A 15921-nucleotide genomic window follows, 5' to 3' on the forward strand; every position below is an offset into this window, starting at 1 on the left:
CGGCCATTTTCCTAGTTCGTAACTAGTTAATCTGACGGCACAACCGCTTTGAGATCCCGAACGGATTTGACTAACAGAGCTAGCAATGCAGACATCAAAGTGATAGTGCCAGTAAACCAAAGAACTGTGTGTACGCCGTAATACATTGCCAGAGGACCAGCAACCACGATTCCAAGAGGGGCGAGTGCGAAAGAACCAAATGCGTCATAGGCGCTAACGCGGGAGAAAGACTCTTCAGGGATATGAGATTGCAAAGCTGTGCTCCAGTTGACCATAAAGATTTCTATAGCGATTCCTGCAACAAAAGCTCCGCATAGAGTAAATGGGAGTGGACTCTTCAAAGCCAAAGAAAAATCCCATGCAGATGCGAGAGCAATCACGATCATCGCAAAAAACAGAGGTCTACTGAAGTGAATCTTTAAAGCAATAACTCCGCCACAAATCATTCCCACAGTTAAACTCGCTAAGTTAAAAGACCAGTTACGGGGGCCATTTGCATTTTCGTTGAATGCAAGCGGTCCAAGAACTTGAAGCAACGCTTCAAAACATGCATTGATTCCGGTGAATGCAATAACCGTTGCAACTACCCAAGGGCGAGATTTGAATTCAAACCAACCATCTTTAAGTTCGGTGAATACTGAAGTCCGTACACGTTTCCCCATCGGCGGAACATTAAGTCGCCAAATTAATATGCCAGCAACTAGAAATGAAACTGCATCGACCAACAGAGCCGGACCTGAACCAAAGAGGGTGACAATAGTGCCACCTAGAAGGGCTCCAACTACATATCCAAAATTCCCTAATAAACCTACAAGAGCGTTGCCATCTTTTAGTTTTTCCTTAGGCACAATCGCTGGAAGGACTCCAGTCATTGCCGGCCACCACAGTGCATTAAGAATTCCAAATAAAAAACCCATAAATACAAGCAGGGATACTGAGGCAAAACCGAAAATAAAAGATGCCGCACTTATTGCCACGGAAATACTTCCGAGAATATCTGCTCCACCAACGATGCGATTTCGCTTAAAGCGATCTCCGATAACGCCACCAAATAGCATCAGCGCAATCATTGGAAAAATCCGAGCAGACATAACTAAACTCAAATCTTTTCCAGTGGCCCCATCCAGACTTAACACGCCATAGGCCAGTGCAATCGGAGAGAGCCCATTGCCAATGTTTGAAATGAAACGTGCCGACAATAGCTGCACAAAACCGCGGTGCATACTGAGATTTCGCAGTTGGGATGTAATCACTCCGAAAGCATATCTATCGACAAAGGCAAAAGAGACTGATATGAATATCCAATGACATATCGATCAGAGATTTTCGAAATTAGTGATGTTTTCATTGATGAGGCTGCGGCCCTGAGTCCAATGGATTGCACTTATTTAGGTAATGGTGTGAATCAAGACAAACTAGATGATTTCTCAATCGCAGGTGCCGAAGCCATCGCGAATTTAACTCGACAAACGCTTAAAAAATTGGCGGCGATGCAACCAATCGATGAAATTGATCGCATCGCTAAAACGGTGATGACTGAACGTTTGGAATCTCAACTCGCCCTGCATGATAGCCAAGAGGGATTTGTACTTTGGAATGTTCTGACTTCGCCACCATCCAATATTCGCTCAATCTTTGAGTTAATGCCAAAAAATAACGCGAAGGATTTTGAAAATATCGCTAGCCGTTTGCGTGCAGTTGAAACTGCACATGCACAATGGATTGAAACTATTGCTGCTGTTGCAAAAGCCGGTAAAACTACAGCTCAACGCCAAGTGCGGGGCGTCATCGAACAGTTGGAAAGCTATGCCAATGGTGGCTATAGCCAGATGTGTACAAAAATTGATCCTGACAATAAATACCCAGACTTACTTGTCGCAGCTAAATCGGCGGAGGAATCATCGGCGCAGACTGCGAAGTATTTGAAAACTGAGTACATGAAAATTGCAAATCCAGAGGATGCCGTCGGTGCCGAGCGTTACTCGGTTTGGGCACGCTTTTTCACTGGCGCCCAATTAGATTTGCGAGCTACATATGAGTGGGGAGTTGCAGATTTAAAGGCGATTAACGATCGCATGTGGGTTCTGGCCGAGCAGATTAAGCCTGGTGCAAAAACGTTGCGCGAGGTTGCCGATGTTTTAGACCACGATCCAAAATACGTCATTAAAGGCAAAGAAAACGTTATTAAGTACCTGCAGGATTTTACTGATGCAGCTATAGCTCGCATGGATGGCGAGTTCTTTGAAATCGATGAGCGCATAAAGATTTGCGAAGCCAGATTAGCCCCAGAAGGCAGCGCATCAGCGCCTTACTACAACCCTCCATCGGAGGATTTGTCGCGCCCCGGTACTACGTGGATCCCAATGCTTGGCAAAGATCACGTGAGTAACTGGCACTTAGTGTCAACGTGGTATCACGAAGCTGTACCTGGACATCACTTACAAGTTGCAACAGTGACAATCGAAAAAGATCGCCTTACGCGATTCCAACGCACCGCGGCATGGATTAGTGGTTATGGCGAAGGTTGGGCTTTGTATGCCGAACGTTTCATGAATGAACTCGGTGCATTTGATGAACCGGGAATTGAAATGGGTTATTTATCTGCACAGGCTTTACGCGCCGCACGGATCGTCGTCGACATTGGCATGCACCTTGGTTATACCGATTTTGATGGCAATATCTGGAACGCCGAATCCTCACGAAAACTCCTTAACGAACAGGCTTTACTCGATGAGGACCATTCTCGAAGTGAGACCGATCGTTATCTCGGGTGGCCAGGACAAGCGATTTCATACAAAGTTGGAGAACGCGTCTGGATGGCCGCTCGCGAAGATGCAAAGCTCCGCCTTGGTGCTAACTTCAATATGAAAAAATTCCATACATATGCATTGAAGATTGGTCCTATGGGATTAGATCCATTTGCTGCCGAGATGGCTAATTGGGACGGAAACTAAAGTTAGACCCCTTGTACTACTAACTAAGCTGAGAAAGAGTGATGCCCATGAGCAACGCAAATGATTGGGCCTTTGAGACCCTGCAAATTCATGCTGGTCAAACGCCAGATCCGACAACAGGTTCGCGCTCGCTTCCAATTTACCAAACGACGGCCTATCAGTTTCGCGATACACAACATGCAGCAAATCTTTTTGGCATTGCCGAGGCTGGGAATGTTTACACACGCATTAACAATCCAACTCAAGATGCTGTTGAACAGCGCATAGCGGCCCTCGAAGGTGGTGTCGCTTCATTATTAGTTGCATCTGGAATGGCCGCAACAGCATTTGCGATTATGAACGTTGCCCAAGCTGGCGATCACGTTGTATCTAGCTCTAATGTATATGGAGGCACATTTAATCTATTTAATTACACGCTTCCTAAATACGGTATCGAAACCACTTTCATCAACGACATTGGAAATATGGATGCTTGGCGTCAGGCCGTTAAACCAAATACAAAGGCGTTTTTTGGTGAAGGAATCTCAAACCCGCTTGGCTCCATATTAGATATTGAAGCGATCGGTAAAATTGCTCACGAGGTAGGCGTTCCTTGGATAGTTGATAACACGATTGCAACTCCATATGTAACTAAGCCAATTGAATACGGCGCCGATATCGTCACACACTCTGCAACAAAGTTTTTATCTGGCCACGGCAATGCAATGGTTGGTGCGATTGTTGATTCAGGAAACTTTGATTTCGCTAAGGATCCAGAAAAATTCCCCGGCTTTAATCAACCCGATGCAAGTTACAACAACTTGATTTACGCGCAAACTCTCGGCGTTAACGGCACATTTGGTGCAAACATTGCCTTTATCGTCAAAGCCCGTTTGCAACTGCTTCGCGATATTGGTGCATCGGTCTCACCATTTAATGCCTGGCTATTGGCACATGGCTTAGAGACGCTTAATTTGCGCATGGATCGCCACCTGCGCAACGCACTGGAATTAGCCCAATGGTTAGAAAAACAACCCCAAGTCGCACACGTGAGTTATGCAGGACTTACTTCATCTGCCTGGCACACCCTTGCGAAAAAATATGCTCCTAAAGGTGCTGGCGCAGTCTTTTCTTTTGAGTTAAAAGGCGGTGCACCCTCGGGTCGGAAATTTGTTGAAAGTTTAAAGCTCTTTAGCCACGTTGCCAATATCGGTGATGTTCGCTCACTCATTATTCATCCAGCATCAACGACGCATTCGCAGTTAAGCCCAGATGAACAGATTAAGGCGGGAATCACGCCAGGTATGGTGCGTGTGAGTATTGGACTAGAGAACATTGAAGATATTAAAAACGATATTAAACTGGGCTTTGCCGCAGCTTAATGAGTAAGGGACCGACTACACATGAGCGCTTAATCTTGATCTAATGCTTTCATCCAAAGTTTTCGCTAACGAATTGGAAAAATTCTGAACCAGCACCTCATCATCCTCGTTAAAAGGCAGGCCATTTAATTTTTCACTTAAGTAAATGCGTCCATACATATGACCCTCATAGAAAATTGGCACAGCGAGCAGTGATTTCATGGGAGGGTAGCCGGGCGGGAATCCAGTACTCCGTGGATCTTTAGACATATCTTCAATGCGTATGCCGGCATTCTCAAGAATCACTGCTCCGAGCAGACCCCGTCCCATTGGCAGTATCCCGATTGATTTAACTATTTCCGGAGTGATGCCAGTGTGGATGAAATACTTGAACGTTTTTCCTGATTCATCTGATTCATTGAGAATCCCGATAGCACCATAGCGAACTCGTATCAGATTGGCGAGTGCCTCAATGTCAACTTGCAGCAAATATCTTTCGTCTGAAGTGAGTCCCAATCTGACGAGTAATTTTGAAAGAGCCTTAATCAAGAGTTTTTCTGCCTTCCTAACTAAAACTGCGCCAACTGACCAAAAGTGGGGCAACATTGAATTAGAAGTTGTTATGAGACCTTTAGTTAAGAACCAAGGCGTGGGTGAATTTGCAGGCAAGAAACCTTTGCTGCGCGCGACAAATGTTTCTTGCCCAATGAACGAACCACCTATCAACATGTAGAGCCTTCCCTTCAAAAATAGGTTCTGCAATGAAATGCTCAGGCCGGAATAGCGTCGCAGCACCAAATTCCGCCACCAACGGATTGAGTTGTCACAACTTTGCGATCTGGGCTAGCTGCCTGTGCAGGCATTACGGCCAAGAACGAAACGGTCAGGATTACGGCAATTATCTTCTTCACAATATCTCCCTAATAGACTTCACAATTTGTAAAGATTGATTGTAAGATATACCAAAACAAAGAGAAAAGGAAGCCCAATGGATTTTGGCACTAGGTTAAGAAATCTGCGCGGGGTGGCTGGTCTAACCCAGGCCGAGTTAGCCGATGGTATTTCGGCGGCCAGTTATATTTCACTCTTGGAAGCTGGAAAGAGAAAGCCAAAGCAGGAATTGGTCGGCCAGCTTGCTTCTCGGTTGGGTGTCTCGGTCGCGGAGTTAATCATTGATCAGGCAGATCAAGAGGTTGACTGGAGCTTAAATGTGGCTCAAGTAGCCCTGAGTTCTGGCAATCTAGATGATGCCGAAAATTACGCCAGACTAATTATTGAATCGAGTAGAGACGATAATGGCGCCAGACTGACTGCCTCGGTGGTGCTCCTCCAGGTACGGGTTCGGCAAGGTGAAGTTGAAGGCGTTCTGGATGAACTTGAACGCCTCTTTGATGATCATCCCAAAGCGGCGCCGGATCTCCGCGTCCGTATCGGAAATGAAATTGTCAGAGTCTGTTTTCGATCTGGGAATTTCGGGATGGGGGCCCAGAGAGGTGAGGAAATGTTACGGGAGTTTGCAACCGCCTGGCCTGAAACAGAGGTCGTTGAGCTGCTCTGCCTTGTAGCAAGGTGTCATTTTCACCGCGGAGACACTCAGCGAGCATCCGAATTAGTTGCACGCGCATTGGAGCTGGCCGAGGCGTGTAAATCTCCGAAAGCGATGGTTCAGTCACAGTGGCAAGCATCCATGCTGGCCGAGAGCCGTGGCGACCTCGCTCTTTCCCTTAACCACATCACAAATGCGTTGCATTGGTCCAAGTTGGCCGAACTCAATAATGTTGTGCCCGTATTGAATAATAACGCTGCAAGGATTTTACTAGAACTGCCTAATCCGGATTTGGTTCGGGTTCACAATCTCGCCGAAGCTGCCTACCTTGATTTAGCCGCACAGAACAATCCTGTCCCTGCAGCCTATGCCTGTCTCACTCTTTCTGAGGTTGAACTACTCCGAGGCAATCCCTCCACTGCCTTGATGTTTGTTCGAAAAGGCTTAACTGAGTTACCAGAAGATGTTCCTGGTCCAAGGGCTAGGTTGCTCTGCCTTGAGGCGAAGGTCCTCTTTAAGTTAGGCATGGTTGAAGAGTCGCAAATTCAATTAGAACGCGCACTACAACATGCAGTTGATATGGAACCTTCGAAGGAAGTGGCCATATATTGGGGAGAAGTTGCCAGGGTTTTTGTGGAGATGGGTTTACAGGAGCGGGCAATTAACGCTTACGAGCAAGCTCTCTCTGCTGCCGCAGTAGCCTCCCAGGCAGAATCGAACACAGTTTTGGGATCTAAAGTCTGATATTCATATCGAGCCGGCCGAGTATGATCTCCGAGTGCACAATCGTATCGATGGCGTGCTTCACGAAATGCAGAGGGTTCCCAAGAGCATCCAGCGCGGTGCGCCAGCAGGCCGCAGGTTAATTGTTTTCTGCAGCTTTTTACGGGTAAGAGCACTCAGTGCCAAAGAGCTCAATCCCGCTGGGACGGCTAGCACTCTAGATTTTTGTGAAGCGTATCTCTTTGCCCAATCTCGGGCTATTCTCGTGCCTATCACGAGTAACCTTGCTGCATTGAAAGATGTAAATCCAACGTGAAAAACGACATACATAGGAGATGAAAATGACCGAAGCCACAATTGAACTCATCGAAAAGCAGTGCGGATGTTCTGCCGAGGGTGGCAAGTGCTGTTCTGATACTGGTACACAGTCGGAAGCCAAGGCCGAGTGCACGTGCGGTGAGAATTAACCCGATCTTTGTTATGACTTGTTTTGCCTGCTCATAAGGGGTAAGATGGAAAAGATGAACCTAGGATTTTCTTGAGGGCGATGTTACTGTGTAGTAAATGTGACCTTGCCGTGAGGAATTCGTGAGGTAAAATTCATATATTTATGCGATAATCTCGGCAACGAAAGCAAGGAGGCGGCTATGTCAATACATCTATGGCGTTCGCGCTTGCAATTTTTAGGAACCACTAAAAAGATAGTTGTTTTGTCGCTTATTTCTCTGTTTTTTTCTGCCTCCTTTTCAACCTCGGCATCTGCTTCAAATCACGTGCTCAATGGCCCTATAGTTTTAGGTGGCTCAAGTACCGTTAAAGTTTCTCCGGCGGCTTCAAGTACGAAGAACTTATTAGATGGGCCTATAAAGATATCTTCGACGGGCTCTGCCTCTGTTTCTAAGACATCAACTCCTTCTCCAGTGCAGAATAATAATTCAAACTCCGATCCATCGGGTTTGTTAGCTGGCCCAATTAATATTTCCTCTAATGGAGAGGCGAAGGCGCTTGGAACGACTGTTACAACCGGTGAAGCTGGAGCAAGTGGCCCACAAGGCCCTGCTGGCCCACAAGGCCCTGCTGGAGCAACTGGAGCAACTGGAGCAAAGGGTGATACTGGAGCAACTGGAGCAACTGGAGCAACTGGAGCAACTGGTCCAAAGGGCGATAAGGGCGAAACTGGTCTTCAAGGTATACAGGGAATGCAAGGCGCAATTGGCCCACAAGGTCCGCAGGGCGTTGCCGGCGCTAAGGGTGAAACTGGTGCACAAGGTGCACAAGGTGAACAAGGTATTCAAGGTATTCAAGGTATTCAGGGCGAAAAGGGCGAAAAGGGCGATCAGGGTATTCAGGGCGAAAAGGGCGATCAGGGTATTCAAGGTATTCAAGGCGAAACTGGTGCAACTGGTGCAACTGGCCCACAAGGCCCAATTGGTTTACAAGGGATTCAAGGTCCAATTGGCCTAACTGGTGCAACTGGGGCCGTTGGCCCACAGGGCATAAAGGGCGATAAGGGCGATAAGGGCGATAAGGGCGATACTGGTCCTCAGGGTCCTGCCGGTCCTGCTGGATCTAGTGGACCAGCGTTCCCTGTCTGTGTCAATAATTCTAGCGGCGAAATGAAGTGGGGCGCTTGTAAAAAGGAATCAGGTGACGAGGAATCAAATAAAACTACAATGTACGTAATAGTCAAAGCTTAAACAAAGGAACTAGTTCATGGTTGTAGCTCCAGTAGATCGAATTGCTCAAAATAGGCGCAAATTACAGTTTTTAAAGTATGCTGGAGTCGCGATATTCTTCTCACTATTAACTTTTTCAGTGACTTTGGCGGCTTTTTCAGGCTCAAGAACGGTCAACCTCGCCCTTGTTCAACCCGATGGAACCTCAGTTTCACCTACACCAACTGCCAATCCAAATAGCTCAGGACAAGTGGCACTCACTGAATCCGAGTTAATCTCTGCCGTAAAAGCCGCTGGGGGTTCAATTTACTGGATTGGACCATCTGCAGGCGCTAAGTACACCTTTAATCGTGTCTCGGAAGATCAAAATTTCATTCGCTATCTTCCTGGTGGCACCGGACTAGCAGACACAGCGGAAAATTATCGAATTATCGCTACATATACAGATCCCACGGCTTATGAAACGATGAAAAAAGCGGGAGAAACTACAAATGGCGTAAGTTTTACTAATCCTGATGGTTCGATCGTTTATTACCTAAAAGCCTCTCCTTTGCACGTCTATCTCGCCTTTAAAAATTTTGGATATCAAATCGAAATTTTCGATCCAACCCCTGGTGAAGCGCTTAAAATAGCTACAACCCCAGGTATACTTAAAGTGATTAAATGACAGGGGCGAGATGTAAATGGAGCTAATTTAAGCGAAAGGAGGTACGCCGAAATGACTGATGAAATTCCCGCATCAAGTCAAGTTAGACCAGAAGATGAAGCGCAAGGTCAGAAGATGACTATCTATATGCCGCAAGGCGCTGTAATTATTGAAAAATCAGAGCAGGAAGAGCGAGTGAATTCGGCTACCCAAAATCCTTCAGAGACAAAACCAGCTGCTCCAAAAACAGGAGTTGATTCAGTTCAATCACTTGGTTCCGTCATCAACATTTACACAGGTGATGAATACGGTGGAGTAAAGGAACAGAGCAATTCAAAGGTTCTCTCTGCCGATAGCGCACTAGTGAGTGAGCAACAAGTTCTTCTGCGCATCAGCGAGATGTTGGATGTAATCACCAAACGGTTAGACCATGAAGCTCAACCAATGGAATTAGTCCATGAAGTTCAACCGACAAATTCGGTCAATTCACACACACATGGTGTTGAAGCGATTGAAGAGAAGAGCGCGATCTCTTCAGATATGCATGATGTTGAAAAAAATTCCTTATCGATTGGGCATCACTTCGATTGGATGCACGCCTTCAACTTGATGTATATCTCCTTAATTCTCTTCTCGCTACTTTTGCCCGCGGGTTTACACAGCTTTCTCGGCACAGAAGTTATTCCCGCCTTAACAAGTTATGAAGTCGCTGGAATTCAAAAAGGAGATCTACTTATTACGGAAGAGGCACTAGCGTCCAACTTAGTCGTTGGTGATGTTCTTTCTCTCCGCGATGCTTTTTCGGGTACATCTGAGATAGTCCAAGTTAGCGAAATTTCAGTTCCGGGTGAAAATGGCCTAATAACTTTAGCCATACCACCTCGAGCAGGTCAGACTCTTAGTCTTTCTTATACTCTAAATGGAGATTCAGAAGTCTATAAAGTTGTAAAATCTGTTCCGACGCTAGGCACTGCGAAGATGTTACTTGATATGTTTTTCGTGCAATTTTTCATCGTGACTTTCGTTATTCTGTTAAATACTATCGTGCATTATCGAAGGCACCGCAGATATACAAAAGCTCTTAGAGCATTCGCCAGTCAATAATTTTTAGGGCTTTTAATTATTTTATTTCGAATAGCTTGAGTGATTGCTTCGGTGCGCGATGAGGTTCCCAACTTTTGGGAGATTGTGCGTATATCTGACTCCACGTCGCGCTTACTAATAGAGAGCGCCTTAGCGATATCTTTGTCGCTCGCGCCGATGGAGGCCATTTTGAGAATTTCTATCTCGCGCCTAGAAAGAACGCTGGCAGTAACAGGGGGTTGGCTCAAGGCAGTTAACATATCCCGGGTCACCGCTAAAGAGAGAATTGGAATGCCCTGGACGACCTTGAAGATAGCCTCTTGCAGTTCAGGCGCGGCGACGGATTTGAGCAAATATCCGCTAGCTCCTGCCTTGAGCGCTAATTTAATATCCTCCATTTTGTCATCAGAGGAGAGGATAATAATGTGGGTCTCAGGAAAATCCGCCTTGATATTTCTAGTGGTCTCAATTCCAGATATTCCTGGCATATTCAGATCTAGCAAAATTACATTAGGCCGCAGAGCAGCAGTCGATGATTGGGCCTCAATTCCATCACTGGCCTCACCGACCAGTATGACGCGCCCGCCCATTGCCTTGATCCGCTCGCAGACACCGAACCTAAAAATTGGGTGATCATCCACAACAAGGACGCGGATAGGCGACCCATCTGAATCTATTAGATTTGCCGGCTCTTCCGTTTTCATGGTATACGAGTATCCTTCAATTCACTAAGTTACGTCAACCATGCGACGAGATGCACTTTATTTCACAGGCCCAATAGATGAGTCTCGTCGGGGGAATTGACGACAAGAACATCGCAGTTACGATCTAAACGAACGGTGCTACGCATATTGCATTGTCGCAGAGCGCGCCAGGGGTCTCCCACTTCAACTCAATTTCAAGAGGTAATAAATGGCAAAGATCAGGAACCGAGAGAGGCTCTAGTGGTGATGATTACACTGAGATCCCAACGGCAGGATATTGAAATCACCCTGTTGTATGGCGCGACTTCGTATGTCATTAAACAATGATCCGCTTCAAGCGCGCGCAGCTAATTCTTGCGATACTAACTGTGGTCATGCTAGTAGTGATGACACTTTCTATGCTTTCCACGTCTCGCGTACCAGCAAAAATTAATAAGATTTTTTCCGAGGCCGGCGCTTCTTCGTCATCAATCATTTTTGCTCAGCGAGAGGCGCTCGGGTATGTAGCAATAGCCAAACGATGGTTGAGGGGCAATGTATCCAAAAGAGAGGTAGAGGACGCCCGAGTTTTGCTCGCCAAACGCTTGAATACCTTTAATAATTTAAGCGGCACATCCGTTAGCAACCTAGTGAGTCCATCATCTTTCCAAGCTTTAAAGACCGCAGATGTCGTGATTCAAAAATCGCCCAATGGGTTTCTTCCCCTCCAATTGCAGGTGACCACCCATGCTGCAATCACTCCGAGTTTAAAAAATATCACAGGAATTGCTACAGAATTGTTCATTTCTTTTCAGAAAGAAATGGAAGTGCAGTTTAAATTGGCCACATCAGGGCGCCAAAAAACCCTCACGAGAAACCTATTGATTGTTTATCTCTTTCTTTTGATGCTTTTAATTTTAATTATATGGGTTGGTGTTACTTTTTCAGCGGGATACAAGTCAATCAAAGATTCAATTAAGACTCAAATGGATGATCTTTCGTTAAACACGGAGGAATTGGAGAGAACTCAGGTTGTTGTGACAGAATTGAGAAATTTGGATAATGAGAGAAATGAATTCAATTCAAACTTAACTAAGTTAGCAGTGATGCTACAAGGTCAGCGGGACCGCGTGATTGTATCGAAGACTGTGCTCTCTGAACTTGCATCGCTGCTGAATTTCCAACATGGCGTGTTCTATGTTATGAACGAATCAATAAGCGGTGAACTTCGGCTAAAGATGCTTTCTTCTTACGCCTACAAAGAACGGAAAAACATCCCAAAAGTATGGAAGATGGGCGAGGGCTTAATCGGGCAATGTGCTATTGAGAAAAAGCGCATCCTGCTCACAAACGTGCCTGACGACTACATACAGATCACTTCCGGGCTGGGCCAGGCAAAACCACTGAATATCCTAGTGCTGCCGATTATCTTCGAGGGCAAGGTTAAAGCCGTTATCGAGTTGGCAGCCTTCACGCAATTCTCTTCGACCCAAGTAGCTTTCCTAGATCAACTCGCTGAGTCCATCGGGACAGTGTTGAATACGATTGAAGCCAGTACGCGCACAGAAGAGCTGCTCAAGGAGTCACAGACTCTCACTGAAGAACTTCAGCTCCAGAAGGAAGAACTACGCCAGACTAACGACGAACTAGCAGGTCAAGCACAAATGTTGGAAGAACAGAAAATGGAGGTGGAAACCAAGAACCTTGAGGTTGGGCAGGCTAAGGCAGCGATTGAAGAAAAAGCGTCACAATTGGAGCTTACTTCCAGATATAAATCCGAGTTTCTTGCCAATATGTCGCATGAGTTGCGCACACCACTGAATAATTTGCTCATTCTCTCCGGACTTCTTGCAGAGAACAAGAGCAGCCATCTTGACTTGAAGGAGATGGAATTCGCAACATTAATTCACACCTCGGGCAATGATCTGCTCTCGTTGATCAACGAGGTTCTTGACCTATCCAAGATCGAATCGGGTACGGTCTCTTTGAATCTATCAGAGCTACCTTTTGCTGTGGTGCATGACCAGATTGAGAACGTTTTCCGCCATGCAGCGGAGAGTAGAAAGCTCGGCTTCGAAGTAATTGTTGCAGGTGACTTGCCTCCGGCCATCATCACCGATGAGATGCGGCTGCTGCAAGTGATAAAGAACTTGCTCTCTAACGCCTTCAAATTTACTGAGAAGGGACAGGTGTCGTTGCGCGTGAATCGAGCCACCTCTGGTTGGAGCACAGACAACCAGAATCTTAACAAGGCAGATGAAGTCTTCGCCTTCACCGTCGAGGATACTGGCATCGGCATTTCAGCCGACCAACAGTTCATGATCTTTGAGGCCTTCCAACAGGGCGATGGTGGAACTGCCCGTAAGTATGGTGGTACTGGTTTGGGGCTCTCGATCAGCCGTGAAATTGCTCGGCTAATGGGTGGCGAACTCAAATTGCTGCGAAGTGCAACTCAACAGGGCAGCACCTTCGTGCTTTATGTGCCACAGAAGAGCTTAAATACCGATGCTCCAACGCCGATTCTCGAAAGTGGGCGCACACTACTTAGCGAACAGCATTCCAAACCAGTTAACGCAGACAGTGCGGTGAACTTAGATGCTTCAGAGCGGGCACTGCGGGCGCTACACGAATCGGAAGCGGCGGATGATCGGGCCACGATTAAAGACGGTGATCGCGTTCTGCTAATCATCGAGGACGATCCGATATTCGCAAAAATTATTCTTGATCTGGCACGAGAGAAAGGATTCAAGGGAATTGTTGCGATGCGCGGAATACAGGCGCTGGAACTGGTGCGCAGCTACAGACCCGATGCTATTACCCTTGACATCCATCTCCCAGATTTGGATGGATGGACAATTCTGGACATACTTAAACGAGATCATGACTTGCGCCATATTCCGGTGAATATTATTTCCATGGAAAATGACCCACTGCCTGGCCTCTCGCAGGGCGCCCTCCAGCATCTCACCAAGCCGGTGAGCCGCGATCAACTCGCTGCGGCAATGGATGCAATGTATGCCTTCCTCGATCGGCCAATGAAAAACCTGTTATTAGTGGCTGCCGATAAGGGTGAGGATAAACAAATTACCGACCTGCTCGGTGATGGCGACATCACAATCCACCATGCCGCTGGTGGCAAGTCGGGGCTGGTTGCTATGAGTAAAAAATCCTTTGATTGCGTGGTAGTTGGAACGAAACTCTCTGATATGAGTGGCACCGATTTCATCGCTGCGCTGCGCCAGGATAAATTACTGATAGGCATACCTGTGGTCATATTTATTAGTGTGCCGCTTACCGATTCCGACCAAGCCACGCTGAGAAAACTTGCCAGTTCCAGTGTAATAAAAAGCGCTGAATCACTCGAGCATCTACTTGATCAGACTGCTCTGTTCTTGCACCGCGTGGTATCGCGCCTGCCGGAAGAGAAACGCAAACTGCTCCTGCAACTTCAGGAGGCCGCGAACAATCTCGATGGCAAAAAAGTACTAATCGTGGATGATGATGCGCGCAATATTTTCGCACTCACCGCCGCGTTAGAGCGAAGAGGTGTTGTTGTGTTATCGGCCGAGAATGGTGCTACTGCTATAGATCTCCTGAAGAGAGTACCCGACATGGATTTGGTGCTAATGGACATCATGATGCCCGACATGGACGGGTACGAAACCATGCATGAGATTCGTAAGTTAGGGAAGTTTAAGAAGTTACCAATCATTGCTCTGACCGCCAATGCCATGGTCGGAGATCGGGAAAAATGTCTTGAGGCAGGAGCCTCGGATTACTTAAGTAAGCCAGTCAATATCGTGCAACTCTCCTCATTGATGCAGGTGTGGCTATCGAAATAGAAAATATCGAAGTTTTGTTATTGACGGAAGCCATATATCAGCGTTGGGGTTATGACTTCCGCGACTATGCTCCTACATCATTGAAGCGGCGCATTCGACGTATAGTTGAGTTGGAAAAGTTCTCATCAATATCTGCCTTGCAAGAAGAGATATTACGCGATTCGGCCTGCATGCAACGCTTTCTTGATGAAGTGAGCGTAAACGTCACCTCAATGTTCCGTGATCCCGGTTTCTATCGGGCATTTCGCGCTACGGTCGTGCCATTGTTGAAAGAGCAACCCTCGCTACGTATCTGGCATGCCGGTTGTGCTACAGGCGAAGAGGTGTATTCCATGGCCATTTTATTACAGGAGGAAGGTTTACTTGATCGCACCCGTATCTATGCCACCGATCTTGATCAAGCGGTTCTTGAAAAAGCCAAGGAGGGCATCTACAGGTTGGGTCTCATGAAGGAATACACCGAGAACTACCAAGCAGGAGGTGGCAAGGCTGCATTTTCCGAGTACTACCAGGCTGGTCATGGTCACGCGGTGATGCGTAAGGATCTCTCGAAGAAGATTGTTTGGGCCCGACACAATCTTGTCACCGATGCCTCATTTAATGAGTTCCACCTGATTCTCTGCCGTAACGTGTTGATTTACTTTAACACCCGTTTGCAGCAGCGCGCCCATCGCCTGTTTTACAAGAGCCTGACAAAAGGTGGAGTATTAGTGTTGGGACGAGCAGAAACCATGCAACTCACGCCGCATGAATCACATTATCGAACTCTGAATCGTCGAGAAAAAATTTTCCAGCGGATGATCTAATGGCACTTCATTTAGTGGCAATGGGGAGCTCGCTGGGTGGTCTGCAAGCACTAAACACTTTATTGCCTGCGCTACCAGAGGATTTTTCGGCGGCCCTAATTATCGTTCTCCATCGGGACAAGGAGGAAAGCGGTGACTTGTTGCCGCCAATTGATTCTATGTGCGCACTACCTGTTGGGTTTCCATTAGACAAAGAGCCCATTCTGGCCGGTCACGTATATGTTGCCCCACCTAACTACCACTTATTAATCGAAGGTGACCATTTCGCCTACTCAATAGATGAACCAGAAGATTATGCTCGCCCGTCAATTAATGTGCTCTTTGAAAGTGCGGCGGATGCATACGGTGCGAATGTAACTGGCATTGTTCTGACTGGCATGATGCGGGATGGGGCGCGCGGATTGGCGGCAATCCATCGCCATGGTGGAGCGGCCGTGGTGCAGTCCCCACACGATGCCGTTGCATCAAGCATGCCTCTGGCTGCACTGGCGGCGGTGCCCAGTGCGCAAGTGATGACTCTTGCAGAGATTGGGAAGTTTTTAGCGAATATGACCGACTGATGTGCAGGAGAAATTTTTGCAAAGTAGTTTTCAGTGCAGGTCTCTTCAGAACTAGTACTCAA

14 protein-coding genes are annotated in these 15921 nt (G+C 46.9%); 10 read left to right on the forward strand and 4 right to left on the reverse strand.

Annotated features, from left to right (window positions below; translation table 11 throughout):
• Positions 1–26 precede the first annotated feature (26 nt).
• Positions 27–1253 (reverse strand): MFS transporter, encoded by a 1227-nt coding sequence (locus Q8K48_03895; GenBank protein ID MDP1851540.1) that lies wholly within the window; start codon positions 1251–1253, stop codon positions 27–29.
• Positions 1254–1304: 51 nt separating this feature from the next.
• Between Q8K48_03895 and Q8K48_03900 the strand changes: the two genes are divergently transcribed.
• Positions 1305–2954, forward strand: coding sequence for a DUF885 domain-containing protein (locus Q8K48_03900; GenBank protein MDP1851541.1), 1650 nt, complete (start codon positions 1305–1307; stop codon positions 2952–2954).
• Positions 2955–3001: 47 nt separating this feature from the next.
• Positions 3002–4315, forward strand: a complete 1314-nt coding sequence (locus Q8K48_03905; GenBank protein ID MDP1851542.1) for an aminotransferase class I/II-fold pyridoxal phosphate-dependent enzyme — start codon at positions 3002–3004, stop codon at positions 4313–4315.
• Between the two features lie 15 nt (positions 4316–4330).
• On the opposite strand, the gene Q8K48_03910 is transcribed toward Q8K48_03905, so the two are convergent.
• Entirely contained in the window at positions 4331–5023 is a 693-nt protein-coding gene (locus tag Q8K48_03910) for a GAF domain-containing protein (protein ID MDP1851543.1), read from the reverse strand.
• Positions 5024–5064: 41 nt separating this feature from the next.
• Positions 5065–5205 (reverse strand): hypothetical protein, encoded by a 141-nt coding sequence (locus tag Q8K48_03915; GenBank protein ID MDP1851544.1) that lies wholly within the window; start codon positions 5203–5205, stop codon positions 5065–5067.
• A gap of 77 nt (positions 5206–5282) precedes the next feature.
• On the opposite strand from Q8K48_03915, the gene Q8K48_03920 reads away from it, so the two are divergent.
• From Q8K48_03920 to Q8K48_03940, 5 genes are all read left to right on the forward strand, one after another.
• Positions 5283–6584, forward strand: a complete 1302-nt coding sequence (locus Q8K48_03920) for a helix-turn-helix domain-containing protein (GenBank protein ID MDP1851545.1) — start codon at positions 5283–5285, stop codon at positions 6582–6584.
• Between the two features lie 320 nt (positions 6585–6904).
• Positions 6905–7030, forward strand: a complete 126-nt coding sequence (locus tag Q8K48_03925; protein MDP1851546.1) for a hypothetical protein — start codon at positions 6905–6907, stop codon at positions 7028–7030.
• A 180-nt stretch (positions 7031–7210) separates the two neighbouring features.
• Positions 7211–8260 carry a hypothetical protein gene (locus Q8K48_03930; GenBank protein MDP1851547.1) on the forward strand — a complete coding sequence of 350 codons (1050 nt, stop codon included), beginning with the start codon at positions 7211–7213 and terminating at the stop codon, positions 8258–8260.
• Positions 8261–8276: 16 nt separating this feature from the next.
• Positions 8277–8906 (forward strand): hypothetical protein, encoded by a 630-nt coding sequence (locus Q8K48_03935; protein ID MDP1851548.1) that lies wholly within the window; start codon positions 8277–8279, stop codon positions 8904–8906.
• A 51-nt stretch (positions 8907–8957) separates the two neighbouring features.
• Positions 8958–9989 (forward strand): hypothetical protein, encoded by a 1032-nt coding sequence (locus Q8K48_03940; GenBank protein MDP1851549.1) that lies wholly within the window; start codon positions 8958–8960, stop codon positions 9987–9989.
• On the opposite strand, the gene Q8K48_03945 is transcribed toward Q8K48_03940, so the two are convergent.
• Positions 9983–10672: a response regulator transcription factor gene (locus Q8K48_03945; GenBank protein MDP1851550.1), complete on the reverse strand. Its 690-nt coding sequence runs from the start codon at positions 10670–10672 to the stop codon at positions 9983–9985. The two genes, Q8K48_03940 and Q8K48_03945, sit on opposite strands and share 7 nt — an antisense overlap.
• Positions 10673–10995: 323 nt before the next feature.
• Between Q8K48_03945 and Q8K48_03950 the strand changes: the two genes are divergently transcribed.
• From Q8K48_03950 to Q8K48_03960, 3 genes are read left to right on the forward strand one after another with little or no spacing between them, the layout of a single operon-like run.
• On the forward strand, positions 10996–14493 hold the full coding sequence (locus tag Q8K48_03950) for a response regulator (protein MDP1851551.1): 3498 nt from the start codon (positions 10996–10998) through the stop codon (positions 14491–14493).
• Positions 14478–15299: a protein-glutamate O-methyltransferase CheR gene (locus Q8K48_03955; GenBank protein MDP1851552.1), complete on the forward strand. Its 822-nt coding sequence runs from the start codon at positions 14478–14480 to the stop codon at positions 15297–15299. The genes Q8K48_03950 and Q8K48_03955 overlap by 16 nt, the downstream gene beginning before the upstream one ends.
• The gene (locus Q8K48_03960; protein ID MDP1851553.1) at positions 15299–15859 is read left to right on the forward strand and encodes a chemotaxis protein CheB; all 561 of its coding nucleotides are present in this window, start codon (positions 15299–15301) and stop codon (positions 15857–15859) included. The genes Q8K48_03955 and Q8K48_03960 overlap by 1 nt, the downstream gene beginning before the upstream one ends.
• Positions 15860–15921 lie beyond the last annotated feature (62 nt).

The sequence above is a fragment of the Candidatus Planktophila sp. genome (assembly GCA_030681675.1).
Taxonomy (GTDB): domain Bacteria; phylum Actinomycetota; class Actinomycetes; order Nanopelagicales; family Nanopelagicaceae; genus Planktophila.

What these genes read in the sequence shown, in the direction of transcription:
- Q8K48_03945 (MDP1851550.1), bottom strand. Translation starts at nt 10,672, where the DNA reads ATGAAAACGGAAGAGCCGGCAAATCTAATAGATTCAGATGGGTCGCCT.
- Q8K48_03960 (MDP1851553.1), top strand. Translation starts at nt 15,299, where the DNA reads ATGGCACTTCATTTAGTGGCAATGGGGAGCTCGCTGGGTGGTCTGCAA.
- Q8K48_03905 (MDP1851542.1), top strand. Translation starts at nt 3,002, where the DNA reads ATGAGCAACGCAAATGATTGGGCCTTTGAGACCCTGCAAATTCATGCT.
- Q8K48_03950 (MDP1851551.1), top strand. Translation starts at nt 10,996, where the DNA reads ATGATCCGCTTCAAGCGCGCGCAGCTAATTCTTGCGATACTAACTGTG.
- Q8K48_03940 (MDP1851549.1), top strand. Translation starts at nt 8,958, where the DNA reads ATGACTGATGAAATTCCCGCATCAAGTCAAGTTAGACCAGAAGATGAA.
- Q8K48_03935 (MDP1851548.1), top strand. Translation starts at nt 8,277, where the DNA reads ATGGTTGTAGCTCCAGTAGATCGAATTGCTCAAAATAGGCGCAAATTA.
- Q8K48_03925 (MDP1851546.1), top strand. Translation starts at nt 6,905, where the DNA reads ATGACCGAAGCCACAATTGAACTCATCGAAAAGCAGTGCGGATGTTCT.
- Q8K48_03920 (MDP1851545.1), top strand. Translation starts at nt 5,283, where the DNA reads ATGGATTTTGGCACTAGGTTAAGAAATCTGCGCGGGGTGGCTGGTCTA.
- Q8K48_03930 (MDP1851547.1), top strand. Translation starts at nt 7,211, where the DNA reads ATGTCAATACATCTATGGCGTTCGCGCTTGCAATTTTTAGGAACCACT.
- Q8K48_03900 (MDP1851541.1), top strand. Translation starts at nt 1,305, where the DNA reads ATGACATATCGATCAGAGATTTTCGAAATTAGTGATGTTTTCATTGAT.
- Q8K48_03910 (MDP1851543.1), bottom strand. Translation starts at nt 5,023, where the DNA reads ATGTTGATAGGTGGTTCGTTCATTGGGCAAGAAACATTTGTCGCGCGC.